The organism is Bacillus sp. 2D03, assembly GCF_003946765.1.
Lineage (GTDB): Bacteria > Bacillota > Bacilli > Bacillales > Bacillaceae_G > Bacillus_A > Bacillus_A cereus.
Window position 1 is genome coordinate 1 of record NZ_RPSJ01000021.1, and the last position, 21416, is coordinate 21416.

Here is a 21416-nt window from a genome sequence, read left to right on the forward strand (position 1 = left end):
TTTTTCCGCCTTCCGTACCTTCTAGATATCGTTTTACTGCTTTTATTTTATCTTTTGAAGAAAATTTAGCCATAAAAAATGCACCTCCAATTGTTAGTTATGTGTCTAACAATTGGGGTGCACTTCATTTCCTAGGTAGGCCTTTTTTGATTTTGCATTAGCGCGATGATATTATAACAAAACTCCTTAATCCTCAAACTCCCCGATTGTTCTTCTTTAATATACTTAAGATGATTCTATGTATATTAGTCTAAAGTACGAGCAGCTGCATAGAATGATCCAGAACCACCATTTCTGTGAGTAACTTTAAGCTTATATTTACCTTTTGGAAGAGTATTGTACGTATTTGTAAAACCCTTTCCTGCTGCTAACGATCCAGAACCAATAACATTACCTTTTGAGTCTTTTAAAGACCAATCAAGTGTACCTTTAGTATTGTTTGTCATATGAACTCTCATATCTGCTTTTTTTACATGCTCGAACGGTACTTCTCTTTCACCATTCATCAGACTGAAATCATCTTTAAGTATTTGGGTACGTTGGACAATTGGTGCAGAATTTTTAGTATGATCTACACCTTCTGTACTTGCTGATGTTGCTCCAATCCCTCCAGTTAATACGATACCAGTTGTTAATGTTCCTACTACTAATTTCTTAAACATAATAAATCCCCCTTAAATATTTTTTATAACTTGCACCTTAAATGTATCACTTTTGTATCTTTTGTAAATATTTTCAATTTGTAGAAATATTTATCTAATTATTAACAATATTGGGATTGCATTTTATCAAATGGAAAATAGAGGTATTTTAATAGGTATGTAAAAATGCATAATAAATGAACCGAATATTATGATATACTCTCAAAGTGCTGATACAAAACTTCTTTAGATTGGAAAACTAAAGTCTTATCTACCCAATTGTGGGGGCGCCTTATGGCGTCTTTTTTTTATAAGAAACCTCCAAGCATTCATACACTTGAGGGCTTATCAATTGAAAGGTAGAACTGTTTGTAATTCCTTAAATTAAGAACAAAGCGGGATTATTCCTAAACCAATTAATAGAGCTGCAGCAAACGCTGGAATTGGCACAGGGATCTCGATACTTTCTACAACTAAGAAGTATTGTCCACTTACTACTTTAAAACAAACTAATTGCATTAATTAAGAGTTTTAGTGCACTACTTCTTGGAAGTTGATCTTGTAGCGCTCTTTCTCGTAATTCACTATGTTTTCCAAAGAAAATAGTGAAAGGCAAGGCGATGAATACATTTACAAAATGACAAAACTGTAAGAATACACGAATGTTTGTAAGAAAGTTCGATGTTTTCCTTTTTCTTTTTTTATTATAGTGAAAAAGAAGAACGAAATATTCTCTTATGTAGGAAAGGAAGATAATAATGATTGATCTATTAAATAAATGGATGCTAGAAAGTACAGCTAATTTTAATATCGTTGTAGGACTTACAGCACTTCTATTTTTGGGTTCAGTAATTGCACTTATTATTATTTACAAAAAAATTGGTAAACCAGATGAAAGAACAAATGCTATTTATTTAAAAATTACTTCTCGTATGTTTACTACTCAAATTCTAATGAATGCTATATTTATTTCTTTAGTTGGTAAAGATATTGAGAATTTCCGTCAAATCTTTATATTATTTGAAGCTTTTGTATTTTTTATTGGAGCTATTTATTCGTTTAAATTATATAGACAGGAATATAAATAATTCACTTGCAAGAAACAATAAAAAAACAGTAGTGTATAAAATTCACTACTGTTTTTTATTATGTATCTTCGAATGTAAACTTTTGAATACTAGTCTACTTTCTATCATTTTCCAAGAATTTTATGTAGAAATTACAACATTTCTTATTTCAAACCGAAATTACGTGATAATTCTTCATCATGAGAAGCAACAGCCTCTGCAGTTTTATTAAGCTGCATATTAATTTCTTGTAATAGCTGTGCAAAGTTTAGTACTTTTGGCTTTAATTCATTGAACTGTTGGTCAAAACCTTCAAATGCACGGCCTTCCCATTCTCCTCTTAATTCATTTTGTAAGTTTTGTAGTTGACGTAAAATGTCCTCAATTTGATTTGCACTTTGTCCATATCGAGTCGCTTTCGATTTAAGCTCCTCTGGTGACATACGAATTTGTCCAGCCATTTTCATCTCCCCTTTAGTACATAATGAGTAAAATGCGCATTTGGTTAATTTTACTAAATATATTATAATGCATTGTTAAAAACTTTCAAATATTTTATTTTTCTATAATAAAAAACAAGAGTAATCACAAAGACTACTCTTGTTTCTTTTCCTTCTCTTCTTTTTCAATTTCAGATACCGACTTTTCAGGGTCTTTTATAAGTTTTCCAAGTTCTCCAGAACGTGTGAAATCATCTTCGAAATTTTCTGTAGTACTAATATAAGCTATAAAATCCAATTCTTCATTATTATTTATATAACCTTTTAATCTGGGAACACCCATTGGACTTACACTGTGTTCTTTAAATGTAATCGATTTTACATCTTGAATATTGTAATGAATATACTTTTCTACTCGTGCCTCTTGTGCCTTCCAAAACTTTTCTTCTTTTTCTTTTTGTTTTAAGTATTCCATAGTAAAATATCCTCCTGCTATGAGCACTATAGCAGATACAACCAAAATCATTACTTTCTTCATTGGAAATCTCCTTATAAAAAGTCTACCAATGTATTCTTCTTAAAATGGGATACAGAAAATAAGAGTAGTGCAAAAACTAATCTTGTTTCTTTTCCTTCTCCTCTTTTTCAATTTCAGATACGGACTTTGCTGGTTTTTTCATGTAGTTATCATATAGTTCTCCAGAACATGTAAACTTATCTTCAAAGTTTTCAGTTGTACTTATACGAGCTATGAAATCTAATTCTTTATTATTATTTATATAACCTTTTAATCTTGGGACTCCCATAGGACTTACACTCTTTTCTGTAAACGTAATAGATTTTACATCCTGAATATTATAACGAATATACTTTTCTACTCGTGCTTCTTGTACTTTCCAAAACTTTTCCTCTTCTTCTTTATGTTTTAAGTATTCCAAAGTAAAAAATCCTCCTGCTATGAGTAACAAAGCAGATACAATTAAAATAACTACTTTCTTCATTAGAAATGCCCCTTATAAAAAACTTACCATTACATTCTTTTTAAAATGGGATAGACAAGAATAGTGCAGAGACTATTCTTTTTTCTTTTCTTTCTCTTCCTTTTCAATTTCGGATACGGATTTTTCAGGGTCTTTTATAAGTTTTCCTAGTTCTCCAGAACGTGAAAATTTATCTTCGAAGTTTTCTGTAGTACTGATACTAGCATCAAACCATAGATCTTTATCATCATTTATATATCCTTCTATAGACGGAATTCCCATTGGACTTATTTTATGTTCTATAAATGTAATCGATTTAACATCTTTAACATTATAATGAATATACTTTTCTACTCTTGTTTCTTGTGTTTTCCAAAAAAATTCTTCTTTTTCTTTATGTTTTAAGTATTCCATTGTAAAATATCCTCCTGCTATAATACAAATAATGGATAAAATAATTACTAATTTTTTCTTCATAAAAAATCCCCTTGTATTTGAATATAGTTAAAATATACCATGAAATGAGTTGAAAGATATGAGTGAATTTAAAAAGAATTCAATTGCGACAGATGAAGATTACTTCGAACTATCAGATAAAGTGTATGATGATAAATTTTTGCACAAAGGTGTAGAAATAAAAGGTGTTAATGGTAAAAAATGGGTTGTTATAGAATCAATAGATGCAGATTGTCAAAAAGTGAAAAATGGATTACAAGCTATTGCAGTGGTACCGAAAAATGATTATAAAGAGAATAAAACTCACTATGAAACTATAGTATTTGCATTTCGTGGAACAGAGCCTAAGCAATTAGCAGATTTCGAAACAGATATCGATCAAATTACGTTTGGAATTAAAACACATTCTAAAGTAATTACTCCAAGTAATAGTCAAACAGTAAAACCAGATTTTGCAACATCTTTTAATACCGGATTGGAATGGGTAGATAAAGTAAATGAAACATATCAGCCAACTTATGTGCATGCTACAGGGCATAGTAAAGGAGGCGCAGAAGCTGATTATGTTGCTTCGGAACGGAATTTTTATGCAACTACATGGGCTGCACCAAACCCTTATCGTTTGCTAAGTCCTGAAGCGAAAAAACGAGTAGATAGAGGGGAAATGGAAAACAAAGCTACGGATTATACACATGAGAATGACCCAATTGGTAACCATACTCAATTCGGTGCACCTCTAATTGGTAAGCAATTTACAGTGAGACAGAATGATACAAAAGAAGATTTTTTTACACGTTTAACTATGGACGGACACGGCAGAGATACATTTAAGGGATCCTTTCATTCAAATGGAAGCCCCCTATTAAAATTAGAACCTGAAGATATTATAAGACAAGCACAAAAAATTCAAATGCTCAGTAATCGATTATTAGATATAGCAAAAAATATAGAAGAGTTTCAAAGAAGAGAAGCTGAAGCGGTTCAAAAGTTGAAAAGTCAATTAAAATATGAAACAGGACCAGGTGGGAAATATCATCTATTAGAAGCATACGAAATAGATGAAGCCATCTCACGAATTGCCAAAACGAAAGAAGGTGGAAATGACTATTTTCACGATGTACACATAGCAGAAGAATTAATTCATCTTTTAAGAAAAGAACAAAAAAGTTTAAGTAGATTTGGGGATGAAATTAGTGATGCAGCAAATTCACTTAGGGATAAAGATAATCAATTAGCGGGGAATTTTCAGTTTAGATAAGGAGATAATTATATGATGGATTTTATGGGGGAAATTAAAAAGATAGAAAAGCAAATCGAAAGTGTTACAGGAGATTTAGCGAATCAGGTTGTTGAGGAGTTACAAGCTGCTAAAAAACAGATTGAAAGAGAAATGCAACGTATGATGTTAAAAACAGAAGTAGGGTTTAAATCAATAGATATTATAAAAGAAGATACATATGCTCTTCAAAAAAACATAGGGGCATTTCATGAATTACAAACAAGTCTAAGAGATATAGCAGCAGAATTAGAGAAAAGTTTTGAAAGTAAAACTGGCAGTAAAATCAATGAAGAATTAAAGAAATATGAAAAACAAATTAACAACAACATTTTTAATGAGCATGTTCACTTGGCAAACAGTTGCGGAAAAAAATAAGGGAAATAGAAAAAAAGTCTTCTTAATATAGGACTCTTTTTTTGTTATTCCTGAAAGTAAACTTTTAAATTACCTTAAACATTGAGTTCACACCAAATCTTCTGATACTCTCAAAATATAAAATAAAAGTATACATTCGAAGTATTATAAACAAAGAAGTTGAATCCCTCATAAGAAAAGATGAGTATCTCCTCACTATCGAGATACTCATCCAAAGAAAACATAAATTAACTATTAGTATTTAGCTCTTTACTGTATTTCTTTATAAAAAACGCCATTATTAACGTAATAATTCCTATACCTAAACCAAGTAATTGATCTAACGAAATTACATCACGAAAAATCCAACGTATAATAAATCCCGCACTAAATACTAATACAAGTAAAAAACCAAAATATTTTAGTCCCCCATATGCGTCTCCCATACCCAAACCCCTCTTAATTTTATAATTAATTCATCCATAAATATAAAATATTATTATTGATTTTGTTTTTCTCTTTCACCTACAACCCAAGCTACTAATAAAATTGAGCTAGTTGCTAACAATGCTGTAAAAACTCCCATTAAACATTTCTCCTTTTTACAAACATAATTAACCATATTATACCATAGTGACAATACTTACAAAGACTTAGTTACCATAACATCACTTATCGGGATTCAATGTATCTAGAAAAAACCTCTTCAGTTTACTTGCTGAAGGGGTTTCGTATTTACATAATTATCGTTATTGGAATCAAAATAAGCTTACACATCCAAACTATTGATAATAGCTAATATTTGATGATCTGTCCATTTGCCATTAATCCTTATATTTTCTTTCGCTATACCTTCTTTTTTAAACCCCACTTTTTCTAATACACGAATAGATGCTATATTATCAAGCATCACTCCTGCTTCAATTCTATGTAGCTTTAATTCCCTAAAAGCAAAATCTACAACAAGTTGAAGAGCCTCTGTTGTATAGCCCCTTGCATTATGCTCCTTATCTAAAGTGAATCCCGTATAACAGCTTTGGAGGTCTCCCCTAACAATTTGAGTTAATGAAATGTCTCCAATCAGTTTATCATTTTCTCTTAAAAAGATTCCAAAAGGGTATACTTGCCCTTCAGCTGTCTTTTTTAGAGCTTGTTCAAGACGTATTTTTTGATGTTCTTCTGTATAAAAAACTTCTGGGAGCAACGGACAAACTCGTTGAAAAAATTCGCGATTTCTAATATGTAAGTTAGCTAACTCGTTGGCATCATCAGTTTTATAAAGCCGAATATAAATGTGCTTCCCTACTAGTTTCATAACATCCCTCCAACATTTTTATATGTCTAATGAGGCAAAAGTATACCGTATACTTTATACAGTTGGCTATTGTCAGGAATCATTTTGCACGAAAGAAAAGACACTCTATATGAGTGTCTTTTCTAATAGTTTTTAGCAGAAGCAAGAAGCTCCAACGATGATTAATAAAATGAATAACACAACTAATAAAGCAAAGCCTCCAGAAAAGCCACAACCGCCACAACTACCACCATAACCCATAATAGTTCCTCCTTTAGATAAGAGGGGAAAACTAAGGTTCACTCATGTATTTTAATGGATTCGTTTCATCTTATGTTTTTCCGCATTGATTGAGCAGGTCCTTTCGAAAACTATTCACATATTAACTATATTTTTAAAAATAAATAATTTAACTATATCAATAGATAGATAAATTAATATAATGTATTAACCCTAAAAGAAGGGAGGAATAGCCATGCAATTAGTTTGTTTTAAAATAGTAAGTGGTCAATATTTCTTATTTGTAGAAGGTATTCAAATTCCTGTACCAATTCCAGCAGTTGCTGCAGCTTTATTAATTGGTTTAGGAGTAATTCCACTTTGTTCTTAATGTAAAGAATTCGGACCATTCCTATCTTTCCATTGGAAAAGCCTCAAGTATATGAATACTTGAGGCTTTCTTTATATCAGAGAAAAAACACCTTACAGCGCTTGAAGATCTCCTGATTTAATTAATGCGGCCGTTACATCATCACCGAAAGTATTGAGACAGAATACTTGCTCGTCTACCTTATCCATCACTGTAGCTTCACCTATCTTGCCACCTTGAAGTTTAATAAAATAGTTATGTTCTTCTACAATTTTACTAAAATCTCTATTTGCCCATCTTTCAGTAATTGCTAATAGCTCTTCTTTGTTCTTGAAATTGTTTCCGTTTAGAATATTTCTTACTTTCTCTGCATTCTTTTTGGACATAGGGGTTGCTCCCTTTCCTTCACACGCTTTTACTTTTTGATGAGTCATGCTATGCATAGCTGAAATAACTTCTTCTTCAGTAGAAGTTACTGTAATGTGAAGTTGTGCATTTGAACCTTTCACTTCTGCTTCATTCGATAGTATGTCTTCTTTATTAACCTCTGCAAAAACATGGTCCTCCCCCTTAAGCGGGACTTCAGCAAACTGTAATATTCCATAAGTCATACCAGTTGCAAGTACTACTCCCCCTATAATAGATGCTAGCCAATACTTTAGCTTCTTATCCATCTTCATTTCCCCCGTCTTCGTTTACATATCTTAACTAAAGAATACCATATTTAATTCCTTTTTATTGAAGAGTCTCTAATTTCTACTATTTAAAAATATTCTCATCGTCTAATGTAATACGATATAATCATTTTATAATACAAAAAAAATCATATTCCCATTCCCTATTTTTTTGGAGGTGATTGTCTTGAATAAAAACATCAATCTACTTCTTCAAATAATAATTGGAATTATAATTATGATTGCACCTATTCTCATAACAGGATCTATATACGATGTCACTAAATCATTTGGTGAACTATTAGTGGCAGAACTTATTATAAGAACACTTTCTCTCATTATTGGACTTTTAGTTATTAGCACAGCTTTGCATCGTTATTCTCAATAATTATTCATATTCAAAAAATACAAATATTTTACATACCAATTCTTATGTATTAAGACATCAAAAACAAGTGTTACGAAAGAAATATAAAAAGACATCTTTACCTCTTAAAGATGTCTTTTTTATTTAAATCTTAATTCTCGTTCTGTAAAACCCTCGCTGCCTTTACTCCCTCTTTCTCTTCTTTTAAAAACAACGATACGATAAAAGCAACAATGATAAAGACTAACCCTAGTGCAAATGCACCTTGGAATCCAGACGTTAAACCATTTAACTTCTCTACTCGGTCCATTGGATTTGCGGAGCTTTCCATATAGCTAGCTGTTCCTGAAGACATTTTCGAAATAAAGATAGCCGTACCAATTGCGCCAGCTACTTGTTGCAGTGTACTAAACAGTGCTGTTCCGTGCGGATATAAATCTGGTGTTAATTGATTTAAACCGTATGTTTGTGCTGTCATGACAAACATGAGTCCAACCATTAATACGCTATGCATGACAATAATTTGTACCATTGATGTATCAGGAGTAATGCCTTTAAATAAGAACATTGCAATTCCTACTAAGACAATGCCGGGAACGATAATAACTTTCGGACTAAATTTATCAAATAGTTTACCTGCGATTGGTCCCATTATGGCGCTAATAACACTTCCCGGAAGCATGATAATTCCTGATTTAAAAGCTGTAACGAGTAAAACGGTTTGCAGGAACATCGGTAATAAAGTCATCGTTGAAAATAACGACATCATCACAATGACAATTAATCCAACTGATAATGTAAACATCGGAACTTTAAATGCTCGTAATTCTAAAATTGGATTCTCAATTTTCAATTGTCGAACGACAAAAATACATAATGAGATAAGCCCAACAATTAAAGTGCCATACACTTTTGCATCGGACCATCCTAAATCACCTGATGCACTAAAGCTATACACAAGCCCGCCAAATCCGAGTGTCGATAAAAGGATAGATGGGTAATCTACTTTTGGCCTTGTTAACTCTGAAACATTTTGAATGTACCTCATCCCAATCATAATGGAAATGATCACGATCGGAATAACAATATAGAATAACCAGCGCCAATTTAGTGAGTCTACGATTACTCCAGATAATGTAGGGCCAATTGCTGGAGCTGCCATCATTACAAGTGCGATTAATCCCATTGTTGCACCACGTTTTTCAGGCGGACAAATAATTAAAATCGTATTCATTAATAACGGTGAAATTAACCCTGTCGCTACCGCTTGGACGATACGGCCGACTAATAAAACGGAAAATGTCGGCGCAAATCCCGCAATTAATGTACCAGCTAAAAACGTTACCATAGCGATTAAAAACATTTGCCTCGTTGTGAGCCATTGTTGAAGTAACGCTGTAATCGGGACTAAAACCCCAACTACTAACATGTAAGCTGTAGAAAGCCATTGAATCGTTGAAGCTGTTACGCCAAATTCTTTCATTAATACGGTTAACGCATTACCAAGTAACGTTTCGTTTAATAATGCAACCATTGCCCCTAGAAGTAATGCAATTAAAATGGGGGTATGTTTCAAATTAGAAGTATCAACTTTGCCACTTGCAGGGCTCTTAGTTGTCATATTCATTTACAAATTCTCCTCCTGTTTCTTACTAAAAAAACTTTAAATATACCTAAACACATGTAATATAATATACATATGTAGATTAAAAAGGGAGAATCAATTTTCAGCCACTGTATATTTAATCTACAAAAAAGGAGAATTGTAGATGAACGATAATGAAAAACAACTTGATTTACGCATTAGACGTACACATAAATTACTGTGGGATTCCTTATTTGAATTAATGACGCAATCAAAACAGAAATATAGTACGATCACGATTAACCAAATATGTGACCGTGCGATGGTACACCGAACAACCTTTTATAAACACTTCGAAGATAAAGATGCTTTATTAGCATTTGGATTTAAACGATACAGCAAGATGATTGCGGGAATACCCGTTTCAGATCGATTAAGTAAACCATTTCAAGTAATGGAACAATTTCTACACCATGAAGAAATCGGTAAAATATTAGAAACGCAAATGTCTGATGAACAATTTATTAACCGGACACAGTATTTAAGTCACGAAACGAGAAAACAAGAAATAGAAGCGTTACATCAACTGCGCAAAAATCATACGATGCCAAACGATTTAATCATTGAGTTTTATTCAGGGGCAATCACCTCATTAAGCGCATGGTGGTTTAAAAATGAAAGAAGCGTTTCTGCGGCTGAAATGGATAAGTATCTCCACCAACTTATTAACAGGGATATTTTTCAGTTTGAAGAGGAATAAGACTATACCTTTTCAATCATGCAATAAAGTGAAACTTTAATCAGTGGGGGGTTTGTTCATCCCCCGCTGATTATCAGCCCTCACCAATCGGACTTTTACGGACAGCCCGACCCCCACCTAACTTCTTTGCTTCCACTGAATTTTGAGATGGGGGTCTTACTGCCCGTTAAAGCGGGATCAAATTGACCACAAAATAGGAGTATGATATATTTTCGGTAGAATACTATATAAGTGTGACAGCGAATAAATTGGCATATAATAAAAAGAAGAGATGCGCTAACATCTCTTCCTTAACTGCTACCGTATAGGGTGGTGGTTATTACACGTTACTATTTTTTACGAAACCCACCCTTTTGCTTCCTACGGCGCGGAGTGGTTTTTTTGTTGTCCTTACCCAGAAGTTGCTTCCGCAAAAAACACGCTGAAACTTCACGTACAGTCGCTTTTACAAATTCTTTTACAAGGACAAACAAAAACTCCATATTATCATCCCCTTTCCTTCCAAATGGAAAGAAGGGATAACCACCCACCCTCACAATATGCAGTTACATATATTTCATCAAATGATTGTAAAGATATTATGTAAACCAAACAAATGAAATTTTACATAGAAAAAAAGCCCTTCTAAACCGGGCTTTTCTATCACCATTATTTAGCGATCTTCTTCAAATCCGAACTTTCTATAACTGAAAGCATATCCACCTTTTATTAAGACGGACCATAACCAATAAGATGAGCAATTATAACTGCTAGTAAACCGATTGAGTATTCAATTAGAATTAAAGGAAGAATCCACCTTGCCCACCTTGTCCATGAAATTCCTGCAATTGCTAATCCAGCCATTAGCGTACCACCTGTTGGAAAAATAATATTTCCAATACCATCCGCGAATGAAAAGGATAAGACGGCTGTTTGGCGTGTAATGTCCAATAAATCTGCAAGTGGCGCCATGATAGGCATTGTCAACATCGCATGACCACTACCTGATGCTAAAATAAAATGAATCGCTACTTGGAAGTTGTACATTCCAACAACACTTAAAAAAGGAGAAACATGTTTCATTTCTTCCGACACTTGATACAGTAGTGGATCTATAATATGCCCTTGATTCAATACAACTAAAATAGCGCGTGATATACCAATGATTAAAGCGCCACCGATTAAAGATGCCGATCCTTGTGTAAAAGATTCTACAGTATCATCAAGAGATATCTTGCCGAGGATTGCGATGATTATAGTTAAAATAATAAATAAGGCTGCTATTTCTTTTATATACCACTCGTACTTAATAACACCAAATACAAGAATAATATAATTGATTAAAAAGGCCGTTAATATCCATTTATGTCTTTTTGTTAACTCTACTTTCGCTGTTAGTAAGCTGTCTTGCTTATTTGTATCGAATTTTCCGTAAATTCCACTTGCAGGATCCCTCTTTACTTTCATAGCATGACGATAGACGAATGTAACCGCAATTACATATATGACTACAAATAAAATGAGGCGGAATCCCATCCCCGAATACATCGGAAGACCCGCTATTCCTTGCGCAAGCCCAACTGTAAACGGATTCATAATTGCCGTTGTAAATCCGACGGACGCTCCTACTAGTACCATCACAGTTCCTGTTATCGTATCAAATCCAACCGCAAGAGCTAGCGGAATAAATAGAGGTACATACACTAAAGCTTCCTCAGCCATTCCCATTAATGACCCGCCAAGTGCAAAGAACAGCATGATAATAGGAATCATTAACTTTTCACGGTTAGCAAGTTTTTTTGCTATCGTTGAAACAAGAGCCTCAACTGTGCCCGATGCCTTTAATACACCAAAAAATCCTCCAATAATAAGAATGAAAAAGATAATATTAGCAGCTTCTACCATCCCTGTAGGAATAGATTTTACCGTATCAAAAAATCCAAGTGGCGTTGATTCAATCCATTTAAATGAATTTGGATCTACTGTTGTATACCCATTTTTTTCAATCTGCTCATATTTTCCGGCCGGCAATATATGTGTAATAACAGCCGCAATGACTAACAAGACAAGTAACATTGCAAATACGTTTATTTTCCATTCTTTTTTTTCCTTTTTTTCTTCTGGCTCGAATGAAACCGCCTTTTCTGATACTTGACTCATATACCAATCCCCTTTGCAATAGAGTGGAACTTTAATCATTGGGGGTGTTCTTCCCCCAATGATTATTACTTTTACGGGCAGCCAGCAGTCTGGTTTCCCCACTACCATGACGTACCAAGCCATCCACCAATTCTTTTATTTATAACACGCTAGGATTTAACTACCTTTTTACTAATTTCATTTACAAATTGGTTAAATAAACGTTGCTGCAAGACATCCCTTTCCGACATCATTTCTGGATGCCATTGAACCGCTGCTACATAACGATGAGCCTTCGATTCAATAGCCTCTATTACACCATCAAAGGACCATGCACTCACCTCAAAATCTTTCCCTAATGTTTTCACTGCTTGATGGTGAAAAGAATTAACCATTAAAGATTTTTGGCCAATAGCCTCATAAATTTTTCCCTCTTCCAGAAGATCTACAGAATGAGAGCCTTGCCATTTACGGAACTGTTCTCGAACATGGAAATATTCTGGCCCCATCTCGTGCTCTAAGTCTTGATAAAGAGATCCACCAGCTGCAACATTTAACACCTGTAATCCTCGGCAAATTCCTAGAATAGGAATATCTTTTTCTAAAGCCTGCTTTGCCAGATTTAATTCAAAATTATCTCGTTCTTCCTCTACAGTGCCTATATATGATTTTGGAGTATCACCGTAATAAATTGGATTGATGTCCGCGCCACCAGCCAATAACAATCCATCTAATTGATTAAGTGTGGACTCAATTTGATCCACTTCCTCAATTGGAAGTAGAACAACCGTTGCACCTGCCCTTTGAAGGGAGCGGATGTAGTCATAAGAAAAGAGAGCCATATCTTGACCTGGTAGCCCTCGCAAGCCCTCCTTCCCTATTTCACTATGATCAACATAATACCCAGTAACACCAATTAGTGGTTTCATTTTCTCTCACCTCATAATTTAAATGGTTTCGTTGTCTTTCTCTGTTGAAATTGTATACTCTTAACCTCCCTTTTCTAGCAAGTGGTAAAGAATTAAATATGTAAATTATGACTCTACTCATTTCCCTATTTCTTTACACACCATTGATATAAGCAAATATCGTGCCAACATTAAAATTTAAACGATTATTTACACATATTTAAATATTTTGTCACTTTATCGATGTTTACTGTGTTGAAATGTATTATAATTGGTTATTAATTGGTTTCATAATAACCAATTAATAACCAACTTTAGACCAATTCCATTCAACTAAAGAGGTGCTCTATGAACAAATTTGAAACTAACCACATTGTATTGATCACCGTTTTAAAAGAAACACGAAAAGCCCTACATCAACAACTAACAGAGATGGTAGGTGATCTCATAGATATCGAAAGTTTTTCTGTAGAAGAAAGTATTCCAAAAGTATTTCATTCTACATTAATTGTATTACCGAATACATTTACGATAGAAACGGTGAAAGACTTTATTGGGGAAAACTGCGAAGTAATAATAGCAAAACGAACATTAAATTATGAAAACGTGGACCAGCTTTTATTTTTACCAGAAGGAACACAAGCCCTATATGTGAATGATAATCATGAAACAGTATACGAATCAATTGAAACGATGCGTCAATTAGGGCTGAACCACATTGAATATTTTCCATACTATCCTGGAAAAACGAATATACAAATGATCAAGCTCGCAATCACACCTGGCGAACTTGAAATTATCCCTGACTTTGTAGAAAAAGTAATTAATATTGGCCATAGATTAATAGATATTACTACAATCATGTCCATTCTAGATCGATTTCATTTAATGGAGGAATCAGGTAACCACGTTTCTGAAAGATACTATCGAAAAATAGTAGATTTAACAAAAAATTTAGCTAAAGCTCATCAACAACTGCATCAAGTAATTGATGGTGTTGGTGATGGCATACTAGCTATTGATTATGAGGGAAGAATTGTTGTCTTTAATGAATTTCTGGAAAACATGCTGAAAATAAAAAGTAAAAACGCTATTGGTCATCCGATTGATGCCATTATTGATAATATTGATTTAGTAAACTTCATCCTTTCAAATAAACAACAAGAAAGCGGAATATTTGTTGTAAACGGCTTGGATGTAATAGTGGAACGTCTACATATAAATGATCAATCGATTATTGTTACTTTTAGAAATGCCCTTAAGACTATCGGGTTTGAACGTAAATTAAGAAAAGAATTTGTCAAAAAAGGTTATGTAGCAAAATACAACTTTCATAATATCGTTGGGATTAGCTCTACGATCCAAGACACGAAACAAATTGCCAAAAGGTTAGCTAAGACTGATTTAACTGTATTAATTGAGGGTGAAAGTGGGACTGGGAAAGAGTTGTTTGCAAGTGCTATTCATAATGCTTCCCAGCGAAATAGTGGCCCTTTTCTTGCCGTTAACTTTAGTGCTTTATCGGATGATTTAGTCGAGAGTGAATTATTTGGTTATGAAGACGGAGCATTTACCGGAGCAAAAAAGGGCGGGAAAATGGGACTATTTGAACAAGCAAATGGTGGCACTATTTTTTTAGATGAGATTGGAGATATTAGCCTGAAACTCCAAGCACGACTCCTTCGAGTATTGCAGGAAAAAGAGATTATGCGTGTTGGTGGAAGCCAAATTATCCCGATAGACGTAAGGATTATTGCAGCAACCAATAAGGATCTACTGAAAATGATTCAAGAAAATATGTTTAGAGAAGACTTATACCATCGGCTTAAAGTACTCTTTATACACCTTCCCGAATTAAGAGCGCGCCGAAATGACATTGAATTATTAGCTAAACATTTTGTCTCACTATCGGACCCTAAAGTCAAAATCGAACAAGAACTAATTGAAGAACTTCAAGGATATCCATGGTACGGAAATGTAAGAGAACTTAAAAATACGATAGATTACATGCTTGCTGTCCGTACCGGAAACCAAATAACAAAAAATGATTTGCCTAATCAACATTATTTTCAAAAGCCTCCACATAAGAAAACAAATAGCGACCAAGCCGAGAGTATAACACCCTTTTCTTCAAGTTCAAACGCTCTTGATCAAGAATCACTTTTCATCCTTACCCTCATCATGAATTATGAAGAAAAAGGAAAAGCAATCGGAAGAAGAATTATTTCTGAAAAGAGCCAAGAAGTCGAAATAAACTTATCTGAAGCACAAGTGAGACACCGATTGAACTTCCTAAAAATGAAAGGGTATGTGGAAATAAAAAGAGGTAGAGCAGGGATTACTCTAACAAGAAAAGGTTTAGAAATACTACATAATCTTTAGTCAAGGTTAAGATTTTCAGATACATAGAGGCTGTTTTATAAACAGCCTCTTTCTTATGCAGTAAAACGTCGATAAATTTAAATTAAAAATATTCAGAATTAATATTAAAATGTAAAATGGGGATAGGGGTATGGGATTCTAAAATTTATACATAACGAGGGAATAGAAATGAAACTACAATTAAAAGCGGATTTAGGGCTACTACTAGTTACATTCTTTTGGGGTGCATCCATCTTACTTACGAAGGTTGGACTTGAAGGCATAGAAGAATACAACTTAATCGCATTACGATTTATTATTGCCTTTCTTTTATCAGGTTTAATATTTTACAAACATTTATTCAAAATCGATTTTAAAACTGTAAAATATGCATTTATACTCGCTTCTGTCTTATTTATCGTTTACATTTTCGCGACTTTCGGTACAAAGTACACGAGTGTTTCTAACGCTGGTTTCTTACTATGTCTCACAGTCATTTTCATTCCGATCTTATCAGCTATATTTTTAAAACACATTCCGGAAAAGAAAGTGATAGTAGGAATCTTTTTAACGATAATAGGAATCGGCTTATTAACATTAACGAGCGAATTCAAGATCGGTAATGGCGATATATTTTGCATACTGTCAGCCTTATTTTATGCGATTCACGTCATCATTACTGGCAGCGTAACGAAACATGTGAACTCCATTGCACTTGGAGTCATACAACTCGGCTTCGTCGGCCTATTTAGTCTTATTTTTTCATTCATTATCGAAACACCAAAACTGCCTAGCACAACCAACTCATGGCTCATCATCTTAGCCTTAAGCATATTTTGCACCGCAGTCGCATTCATCGTGCAAGTAATCGCCCAGCAATATACGACGCCTACACATACCGGGCTTATTTTTTCATTAGAACCTGTCTTTTCAGCTGGTTTTGCTTTCGTTTTTACAGGGGAAACACTTACCGGGAAAGGATACTTGGGTGCGACACTTATATTAGTGAGTGTGTTGATTGCGGAGGTGGATTTTAAGGGGTTGTTGAGGCTTAATTATAAGAAGAATATGGAATAGTTATTTTGCTAAAGTACATAAACATACCCCGAAAATATTCGTTTGTATTATTTTCACCCTCTTACCTTAATTGTTTTAGATGCTGCCTTCGAATAAGTTAGCATCTAAAACATGTTACAAGGAATTATTATATTTATGTAGCTTGCATGGTTAACCTTTTCTACATTACTTACTGCACATAGTCATACAGATTTTTCGCTAACAACAAACAAGTCACTGTAATGAAAAGGGCACGAACATACCCACTTCCTTTTTTTATAGCAAATTTGGAGCCAACGACTCCTCCAGCAATTTGAGCAATCCCCATTATGAAGCCATACACATAGTTTACTTGCCCTACATACATAAACATCAACAATGCACCAACATTACTTCCTAAATTAAGAAGCTTCGCATTACCTGCTGCTTTTAAAAAATCATACCCAATAAATAAAAGAGAAAACATTAAAAATGAACCTGTTCCAGGACCTAGAAATCCATCATAAAAACCAATAGCAAAAACAATGAAAGTAAAAATAATGACGTGTCGACCAGACAATTTCTTATGAGTAGAAATACTACCCCAATCCTTTTTGAATATCGTATAAATAGCGACCGCACCAAGCATAATTAACATCAATGGCTTCAGTACTTCTGGATTCATTAAATGAACAGTCCATGCCCCTATTATGGAACCTATGAAAGTGAGCGGAACTAATTTAAACGCCGATTTCAAATCAAGATTACCAGAACGGTAAAACACAATATTACTAGTTGCACTTCCCATTGTCGATGCTAGTTTATTCGTAGCTACTGCACTTGCTGGATTCAGTCCTGTAAATAATAAAGCTGGTAAAGCAATGAGTCCACCACCGCCTACAACTGAATCAATAAATGCAGCTACAAATCCAAAAACAATCAAAATAATTAATATAGATGGGTCTAAATACAAATCCATACTAGTAGCCTCCCCTTTAGTCACTATTGTAATAGTAACTACCAATTTGCTAAATGTAAAGAGTTATTGTAACGTTGAAATATAACAGCAAACATCGGAGGACGAAAAAGTGGACTACATAGTACAACAGCTTAAAAAAATTGGTTTTAATGAATATGAAGCTAAATCTTATGTATCTCTTGTGAAACAGGGGCCTGCTACAGCCTACCAAGTGAGTAAGGATTCAGGGGTCCCAAGAGCGCGAATTTATGAGATTTTAGGTAACCTTGTAGAAAAAGGAATTGTCATGAAGGAAGAAATAAATGACACCACTCGCTATTCACCTCTACCTGTTGAAATCTTTTTACAGAAAGCTCAATCAGAATGGCAGTCTACTTATGAAGGAATAAGTGATTCATTAAAAAAACTAGAAACTTCCGAGGAAAAAACGGATAATCGAGTAATTACTTTAAAAGACAATCAAGCAATCATTAGCTATTGTCAGGCATTAATAAAAAAAGCAGAACGACGTATTGTCATTTCAATGTGGGATGAGATGTATGAAGCGTTAAAAGAAGATCTATCTGAAGTAGCTGATAAAGTTACAATACAAGGTATTACCCTGCATGTTGAAAATCCAATTAAAAATCTAGAAGCTCATCGTATCACACCTTATACAGAAACTCTGTCTACAGAACATTGGTTTATTTTATCCATAGATTCTAAAGAGATGATTTACGGACCATCAATTGAAGAGCGTAATATTGCTTTTTATACAGATGATCCCGTTCATATATACTTACTAGAAGATTATGTATGGCATGATGTTTTAGTAAATCGACTTGTCCGACGTAGCCAAGACGACTTGCAGCAATGGATTACTGCAGAGAGAAAGTCTTTCTTTATGGGGAAATAAGAAGCATATTGAAAGAATCAAAAAATAAAGCATAAGTGACTGAAATAGAACACTTATGCTTTATTTTATTTGCAAAGTGATGCTCCAGCCTTTTCACTATTTCCCCTCTACAAACCGCCCAAACTCTTTCAAAAATCTCAGCTTAAAACTCCCCACAGGTCCATTCCGATGCTTTGCCACATGAATCTCCGTCATCTCTTTCTGCATCGTTTCCTTATCGTAATAATCCTCGCGATACATAAGCATAATGACATCCGCATCTTGCTCAATTTGTCCGGTCTCTCTTAAATCAGATAATAGCGGACGCTTATCTTGTCGTGACTCTACAGAACGAGATAACTGTGATAACGCTACTACACAAACATTTAATTCACGTGCTAATAACTTAAGCTTACGAGAAATCTCACTAATTTCTTGAAATCGATTGCCCTTATGCTTCGGATCGCCCGTAATAAGCTGCAAGTAATCTACAATAATTAAAATCTTTTTATCACCGTGCTTCCTCTTTAACTTACGAGTTTGCATCCAAATATCTTGCACTGTAACGCCTGCATTGTCGTAAATCTCAAATGGCAACTCACCAATCTCCGCAAACGCTTTACTTACCTTCTCCCAATCTTCCATCGCAAAACGATGCTTCGGATTTTTCAGCCTACCTCCTGACACTTCACCTATGCAAGAAGCCATCCTTTTTAACAATTGCTTACTACTCATCTCTAACGAAAACAATCCAACCGCCACTCCAGACTTCGCCGCATGCAATCCAACATTTAGCGCAAACGCAGTCTTCCCCATAGAAGGACGCGCACCAAGGACGACAAAGTCACCTTCCTGCAATCCGCACGTCATTTTATTTAACGATGTATAACCAGTCTCAATACCAGTAATCTCTTTCACATCTTGATGAAGCTCCTCATATAAATCAACTAGCGCATCCTTCAAATCAAACTCACATACACAGTCCTTTTCCTCTAATTCACAAAGTGCCGTAATCGTCTCACCAATAATTCTCTCATTCTTCTCCGCAATAAGACGCTCTCCCATCTTGTGCCCGAGAACACCCGCCTGATACATTTTCCAGGCACCTCGAACAAGCCCCTCATAATAAGAGAAGTTGGCAGTTGTAGGCACACCATCCATTAACCCTATAAAATACTCCATTCCCCCGATCCCCTCTAAAAACTTCGGATCTACCCTAGAAATGAACGTCACAAGATCAATCGGTTGCCCCTCTTCTTCCATTTTCCGCATTAACTGAAATATAGACTTATGCACCGACAGCGAAAAATACTGCTCCGTCAAACGGCACTCCTTAATAAGCTCTCCATCCAGTAATAGAGAACCTAATACCGTCTTTTCTGCCTCCACATTTTGAATACTCATGGACGCCACCCGCGCTCCGCTAAAAAGCGCTGCAACTCTTCCTCAGACGGCGCATTCTTCTCCCACTCCTCACACCTCGCCAAAAACTCCTCCGTCTCCCCCGTACTAACAGACGACTCCTTCTTTCTAAAACTCACCGTATCCGCCTCAACCTCACATACTTTCGTAAATCCTTTCCCGTGCCACCCTCTCAAAATCCCCTTCACATAAGCAACCGTCCGCTTATTATTCTCAAACGCAATTTGAAGAGCCTTCAGCACAAGCTCCTCTGACAAATCTTCCATCCACGCACTCAGTTCCTCTACAGTATGAGGAGACAAACTACCGAAATGTTGCTCATAAAAAGAAAACACGCGACTTCCCGTCTCTTCCTCTATAACCTCTTCTTCCGCCTCTGTCTCCTCACAAACTGGCTCAACATCATCCACAGCCAAATCACTCGGCATACCGAAATGCGCTAAAAGCATCGGAACATTCAGCTCCTCCTCTACGCACTTCTGAAGAAACATATGTACAAACTCCTTATTCTTCACACCCTTCAGCTCACGAAGCACACACTTCTCCACATTCGTATTCGTCACCGGATTATAACGAAGCCAATTTAAAACGAATAACTCCCGCGTCTCCGCATCATAAAGAATCTTCCCATAATCAATGAAGCGCTGCACAAGCTTATCAACAGTCTCCCGATTATAACCCGTCTCCATCTCAGCTAACCGCTTCGGAAAAGGAAAAATCCCACACTGCGTCGTCTTCGAACAAGTTAACAAATACACATAAAAATACCGCTCCTCCGGCGTCAAATCCAAAACAAAATCATCCTGCCAAAAATTCACCTGCACAGTACGATACACCGCCATCCCAATTCCTCCCGTCCTAATTCAAAAATGAAAATTCCCTCTTTGTACTATATATAGGAAGGAGGGCCGGGTTTTTGGCGTGTTATTTCAAAATTTTTTTCGACTCCTACTACGGTGTTTGTTGGTGTTTTTGTTTTGTTATGTTTTTTCTTAGTGATTTATTACTTGGTAGGGGCTTGTAAGGGGCTTAGGAGGGGCTAGTTATCGGTTACTTCGATTAGAAAGACCCCTCTCCACATTCTGCTTAATCCAATTAAATGAATCCACAAATCTAATAAAAAACATATTAAATTCCAATAAAAAAGACCATATTAAAAGCATACTCCGATGTCATTTTGATACAGCCCCATCTATATTCGCTTAATAATTTTAGAAACATAAAGATATTAAA

The 21416-nt window shown here is 34.9% G+C and carries 25 protein-coding genes and 1 pseudogene; 9 read left to right on the top strand and 17 right to left on the bottom strand.

Annotated elements, in window-relative coordinates; all coding sequences use genetic code 11:
• Positions 1-245: 245 nt before the first annotated feature.
• Together EBQ15_RS28860 and EBQ15_RS32145 are read right to left on the bottom strand one after the other, a co-directional pair.
• Positions 246-662, bottom strand: a complete 417-nt coding sequence (locus EBQ15_RS28860; protein ID WP_000473853.1) for a hypothetical protein — start codon at positions 660-662, stop codon at positions 246-248.
• Positions 663-1143: 481 nt separating this feature from the next.
• Positions 1144-1260: pseudogene (locus EBQ15_RS32145) on the bottom strand (transposase); the annotation flags it as partial.
• A gap of 139 nt (positions 1261-1399) precedes the next feature.
• Here EBQ15_RS32145 and EBQ15_RS28870 point away from each other — a divergent pair.
• On the top strand, positions 1400-1729 hold the full coding sequence (locus EBQ15_RS28870; protein WP_000566270.1) for a hypothetical protein: 330 nt from the start codon (positions 1400-1402) through the stop codon (positions 1727-1729).
• Between the two features lie 143 nt (positions 1730-1872).
• On the opposite strand, the gene EBQ15_RS28875 is transcribed toward EBQ15_RS28870, so the two are convergent.
• The 4 genes from EBQ15_RS28875 to EBQ15_RS28890 form a co-directional block, all read right to left on the bottom strand.
• Positions 1873-2169, bottom strand: coding sequence for a WXG100 family type VII secretion target (locus tag EBQ15_RS28875; protein WP_033693069.1), 297 nt, complete (start codon positions 2167-2169; stop codon positions 1873-1875).
• Between the two features lie 133 nt (positions 2170-2302).
• Entirely contained in the window at positions 2303-2686 is a 384-nt protein-coding gene (locus EBQ15_RS28880) for a DUF1433 domain-containing protein (protein ID WP_000757421.1), read from the bottom strand.
• Positions 2687-2762: 76 nt separating this feature from the next.
• Entirely contained in the window at positions 2763-3149 is a 387-nt protein-coding gene (locus EBQ15_RS28885; RefSeq protein ID WP_000758184.1) for a DUF1433 domain-containing protein, read from the bottom strand.
• 72 nt (positions 3150-3221) lie between these two features.
• Entirely contained in the window at positions 3222-3605 is a 384-nt protein-coding gene (locus EBQ15_RS28890; RefSeq protein WP_000728330.1) for a DUF1433 domain-containing protein, read from the bottom strand.
• Positions 3606-3663: 58 nt separating this feature from the next.
• Here EBQ15_RS28890 and EBQ15_RS28895 point away from each other — a divergent pair, with 58 nt between their 5' ends.
• Together EBQ15_RS28895 and EBQ15_RS28900 are read left to right on the top strand one after the other, a co-directional pair.
• Entirely contained in the window at positions 3664-4842 is a 1179-nt protein-coding gene (locus EBQ15_RS28895; protein WP_001288654.1) for an alpha/beta hydrolase family protein, read from the top strand.
• Between the two features lie 12 nt (positions 4843-4854).
• Complete coding sequence (locus EBQ15_RS28900) at positions 4855-5238, top strand: hypothetical protein (RefSeq protein WP_000968641.1); 384 nt, start codon at positions 4855-4857, stop codon at positions 5236-5238.
• Between the two features lie 227 nt (positions 5239-5465).
• On the opposite strand, the gene EBQ15_RS28905 is transcribed toward EBQ15_RS28900, so the two are convergent.
• From EBQ15_RS28905 to EBQ15_RS28915, 3 genes are all read right to left on the bottom strand, one after another.
• Positions 5466-5663, bottom strand: a complete 198-nt coding sequence (locus tag EBQ15_RS28905; RefSeq protein ID WP_000502022.1) for a hypothetical protein — start codon at positions 5661-5663, stop codon at positions 5466-5468.
• 323 nt (positions 5664-5986) lie between these two features.
• The gene (locus tag EBQ15_RS28910) at positions 5987-6532 is read right to left on the bottom strand and encodes a GNAT family N-acetyltransferase (RefSeq protein WP_000779773.1); all 546 of its coding nucleotides are present in this window, start codon (positions 6530-6532) and stop codon (positions 5987-5989) included.
• A 132-nt stretch (positions 6533-6664) separates the two neighbouring features.
• Positions 6665-6772 (bottom strand): YjcZ family sporulation protein, encoded by a 108-nt coding sequence (locus EBQ15_RS28915; RefSeq protein ID WP_000540375.1) that lies wholly within the window; start codon positions 6770-6772, stop codon positions 6665-6667.
• A gap of 214 nt (positions 6773-6986) precedes the next feature.
• Here EBQ15_RS28915 and EBQ15_RS31845 point away from each other — a divergent pair, with 214 nt between their 5' ends.
• Entirely contained in the window at positions 6987-7121 is a 135-nt protein-coding gene (locus tag EBQ15_RS31845) for a hypothetical protein (protein WP_001177693.1), read from the top strand.
• A 92-nt stretch (positions 7122-7213) separates the two neighbouring features.
• Here EBQ15_RS31845 and EBQ15_RS28920 read toward each other — a convergent pair whose 3' ends face one another.
• Positions 7214-7774, bottom strand: a complete 561-nt coding sequence (locus tag EBQ15_RS28920) for a PRK06770 family protein (RefSeq protein WP_000358637.1) — start codon at positions 7772-7774, stop codon at positions 7214-7216.
• A gap of 187 nt (positions 7775-7961) precedes the next feature.
• Here EBQ15_RS28920 and EBQ15_RS28925 point away from each other — a divergent pair, with 187 nt between their 5' ends.
• On the top strand, positions 7962-8162 hold the full coding sequence (locus tag EBQ15_RS28925; protein WP_001038824.1) for a hypothetical protein: 201 nt from the start codon (positions 7962-7964) through the stop codon (positions 8160-8162).
• A 130-nt stretch (positions 8163-8292) separates the two neighbouring features.
• Here EBQ15_RS28925 and EBQ15_RS28930 read toward each other — a convergent pair whose 3' ends face one another.
• A complete protein-coding gene (locus EBQ15_RS28930; protein ID WP_001057526.1) occupies positions 8293-9768 on the bottom strand; it encodes an MDR family MFS transporter in 1476 nt (491 codons plus the stop codon).
• A 142-nt stretch (positions 9769-9910) separates the two neighbouring features.
• Here EBQ15_RS28930 and EBQ15_RS28935 point away from each other — a divergent pair, with 142 nt between their 5' ends.
• Entirely contained in the window at positions 9911-10486 is a 576-nt protein-coding gene (locus tag EBQ15_RS28935) for a TetR/AcrR family transcriptional regulator (RefSeq protein ID WP_000999310.1), read from the top strand.
• A gap of 329 nt (positions 10487-10815) precedes the next feature.
• On the opposite strand, the gene EBQ15_RS31330 is transcribed toward EBQ15_RS28935, so the two are convergent.
• The 3 genes from EBQ15_RS31330 to EBQ15_RS28945 form a co-directional block, all read right to left on the bottom strand.
• A complete protein-coding gene (locus tag EBQ15_RS31330; protein ID WP_000394793.1) occupies positions 10816-10968 on the bottom strand; it encodes a hypothetical protein in 153 nt (50 codons plus the stop codon).
• Between the two features lie 226 nt (positions 10969-11194).
• The gene (locus EBQ15_RS28940) at positions 11195-12625 is read right to left on the bottom strand and encodes a YfcC family protein (RefSeq protein WP_000084610.1); all 1431 of its coding nucleotides are present in this window, start codon (positions 12623-12625) and stop codon (positions 11195-11197) included.
• Positions 12626-12774: 149 nt separating this feature from the next.
• Positions 12775-13533 carry a gamma-glutamyl-gamma-aminobutyrate hydrolase family protein gene (locus EBQ15_RS28945; protein ID WP_000803242.1) on the bottom strand — a complete coding sequence of 253 codons (759 nt, stop codon included), beginning with the start codon at positions 13531-13533 and terminating at the stop codon, positions 12775-12777.
• A gap of 327 nt (positions 13534-13860) precedes the next feature.
• On the opposite strand from EBQ15_RS28945, the gene EBQ15_RS28950 reads away from it, so the two are divergent.
• Positions 13861-15894 (top strand): sigma 54-interacting transcriptional regulator, encoded by a 2034-nt coding sequence (locus tag EBQ15_RS28950; RefSeq protein ID WP_001031771.1) that lies wholly within the window; start codon positions 13861-13863, stop codon positions 15892-15894.
• Positions 15895-16062: 168 nt separating this feature from the next.
• Positions 16063-16950 (top strand): DMT family transporter, encoded by an 888-nt coding sequence (locus tag EBQ15_RS28955; protein ID WP_000776040.1) that lies wholly within the window; start codon positions 16063-16065, stop codon positions 16948-16950.
• Between the two features lie 169 nt (positions 16951-17119).
• Here EBQ15_RS28955 and EBQ15_RS28960 read toward each other — a convergent pair whose 3' ends face one another.
• Positions 17120-17887: a TSUP family transporter gene (locus EBQ15_RS28960; RefSeq protein WP_000366892.1), complete on the bottom strand. Its 768-nt coding sequence runs from the start codon at positions 17885-17887 to the stop codon at positions 17120-17122.
• A 109-nt stretch (positions 17888-17996) separates the two neighbouring features.
• Between EBQ15_RS28960 and EBQ15_RS28965 the strand changes: the two genes are divergently transcribed.
• Positions 17997-18782 (top strand): TrmB family transcriptional regulator, encoded by a 786-nt coding sequence (locus tag EBQ15_RS28965; RefSeq protein WP_000384575.1) that lies wholly within the window; start codon positions 17997-17999, stop codon positions 18780-18782.
• Between the two features lie 96 nt (positions 18783-18878).
• On the opposite strand, the gene dnaB is transcribed toward EBQ15_RS28965, so the two are convergent.
• Entirely contained in the window at positions 18879-20165 is a 1287-nt protein-coding gene (gene dnaB / locus EBQ15_RS28970) for a replicative DNA helicase (RefSeq protein ID WP_000027323.1), read from the bottom strand.
• A complete protein-coding gene (locus EBQ15_RS28975) occupies positions 20162-21025 on the bottom strand; it encodes a DnaD domain-containing protein (protein WP_000312192.1) in 864 nt (287 codons plus the stop codon). Before EBQ15_RS28975 ends, dnaB begins: the two co-directional genes overlap by 4 nt.
• Between the last annotated feature and the right edge of the window lie 391 nt (positions 21026-21416).

Bases quoted from the DNA above. Each gene is read 5' to 3' on its own strand.
- EBQ15_RS28860 (WP_000473853.1), bottom strand. From the start codon at position 662: ATGTTTAAGAAATTAGTAGTAGGAACATTAACAACTGGTATCGTATTA.
- EBQ15_RS28870 (WP_000566270.1), top strand. From the start codon at position 1,400: ATGATTGATCTATTAAATAAATGGATGCTAGAAAGTACAGCTAATTTT.
- EBQ15_RS28875 (WP_033693069.1), bottom strand. From the start codon at position 2,169: ATGGCTGGACAAATTCGTATGTCACCAGAGGAGCTTAAATCGAAAGCG.
- EBQ15_RS28880 (WP_000757421.1), bottom strand. From the start codon at position 2,686: ATGAAGAAAGTAATGATTTTGGTTGTATCTGCTATAGTGCTCATAGCA.
- EBQ15_RS28885 (WP_000758184.1), bottom strand. From the start codon at position 3,149: ATGAAGAAAGTAGTTATTTTAATTGTATCTGCTTTGTTACTCATAGCA.
- EBQ15_RS28890 (WP_000728330.1), bottom strand. From the start codon at position 3,605: ATGAAGAAAAAATTAGTAATTATTTTATCCATTATTTGTATTATAGCA.
- EBQ15_RS28895 (WP_001288654.1), top strand. From the start codon at position 3,664: ATGAGTGAATTTAAAAAGAATTCAATTGCGACAGATGAAGATTACTTC.
- EBQ15_RS28900 (WP_000968641.1), top strand. From the start codon at position 4,855: ATGATGGATTTTATGGGGGAAATTAAAAAGATAGAAAAGCAAATCGAA.
- EBQ15_RS28905 (WP_000502022.1), bottom strand. From the start codon at position 5,663: ATGGGAGACGCATATGGGGGACTAAAATATTTTGGTTTTTTACTTGTA.
- EBQ15_RS28910 (WP_000779773.1), bottom strand. From the start codon at position 6,532: ATGAAACTAGTAGGGAAGCACATTTATATTCGGCTTTATAAAACTGAT.
- EBQ15_RS28915 (WP_000540375.1), bottom strand. From the start codon at position 6,772: ATGGGTTATGGTGGTAGTTGTGGCGGTTGTGGCTTTTCTGGAGGCTTT.
- EBQ15_RS31845 (WP_001177693.1), top strand. From the start codon at position 6,987: ATGCAATTAGTTTGTTTTAAAATAGTAAGTGGTCAATATTTCTTATTT.
- EBQ15_RS28920 (WP_000358637.1), bottom strand. From the start codon at position 7,774: ATGGATAAGAAGCTAAAGTATTGGCTAGCATCTATTATAGGGGGAGTA.
- EBQ15_RS28930 (WP_001057526.1), bottom strand. From the start codon at position 9,768: ATGAATATGACAACTAAGAGCCCTGCAAGTGGCAAAGTTGATACTTCT.
- EBQ15_RS28935 (WP_000999310.1), top strand. From the start codon at position 9,911: ATGAACGATAATGAAAAACAACTTGATTTACGCATTAGACGTACACAT.
- EBQ15_RS31330 (WP_000394793.1), bottom strand. From the start codon at position 10,968: ATGGAGTTTTTGTTTGTCCTTGTAAAAGAATTTGTAAAAGCGACTGTA.
- EBQ15_RS28940 (WP_000084610.1), bottom strand. From the start codon at position 12,625: ATGAGTCAAGTATCAGAAAAGGCGGTTTCATTCGAGCCAGAAGAAAAA.
- EBQ15_RS28945 (WP_000803242.1), bottom strand. From the start codon at position 13,533: ATGAAACCACTAATTGGTGTTACTGGGTATTATGTTGATCATAGTGAA.
- EBQ15_RS28950 (WP_001031771.1), top strand. From the start codon at position 13,861: ATGAACAAATTTGAAACTAACCACATTGTATTGATCACCGTTTTAAAA.
- EBQ15_RS28955 (WP_000776040.1), top strand. From the start codon at position 16,063: ATGAAACTACAATTAAAAGCGGATTTAGGGCTACTACTAGTTACATTC.
- EBQ15_RS28960 (WP_000366892.1), bottom strand. From the start codon at position 17,887: ATGGATTTGTATTTAGACCCATCTATATTAATTATTTTGATTGTTTTT.
- dnaB (WP_000027323.1), bottom strand. From the start codon at position 20,165: ATGAGTATTCAAAATGTGGAGGCAGAAAAGACGGTATTAGGTTCTCTA.
- EBQ15_RS28975 (WP_000312192.1), bottom strand. From the start codon at position 21,025: ATGGCGGTGTATCGTACTGTGCAGGTGAATTTTTGGCAGGATGATTTT.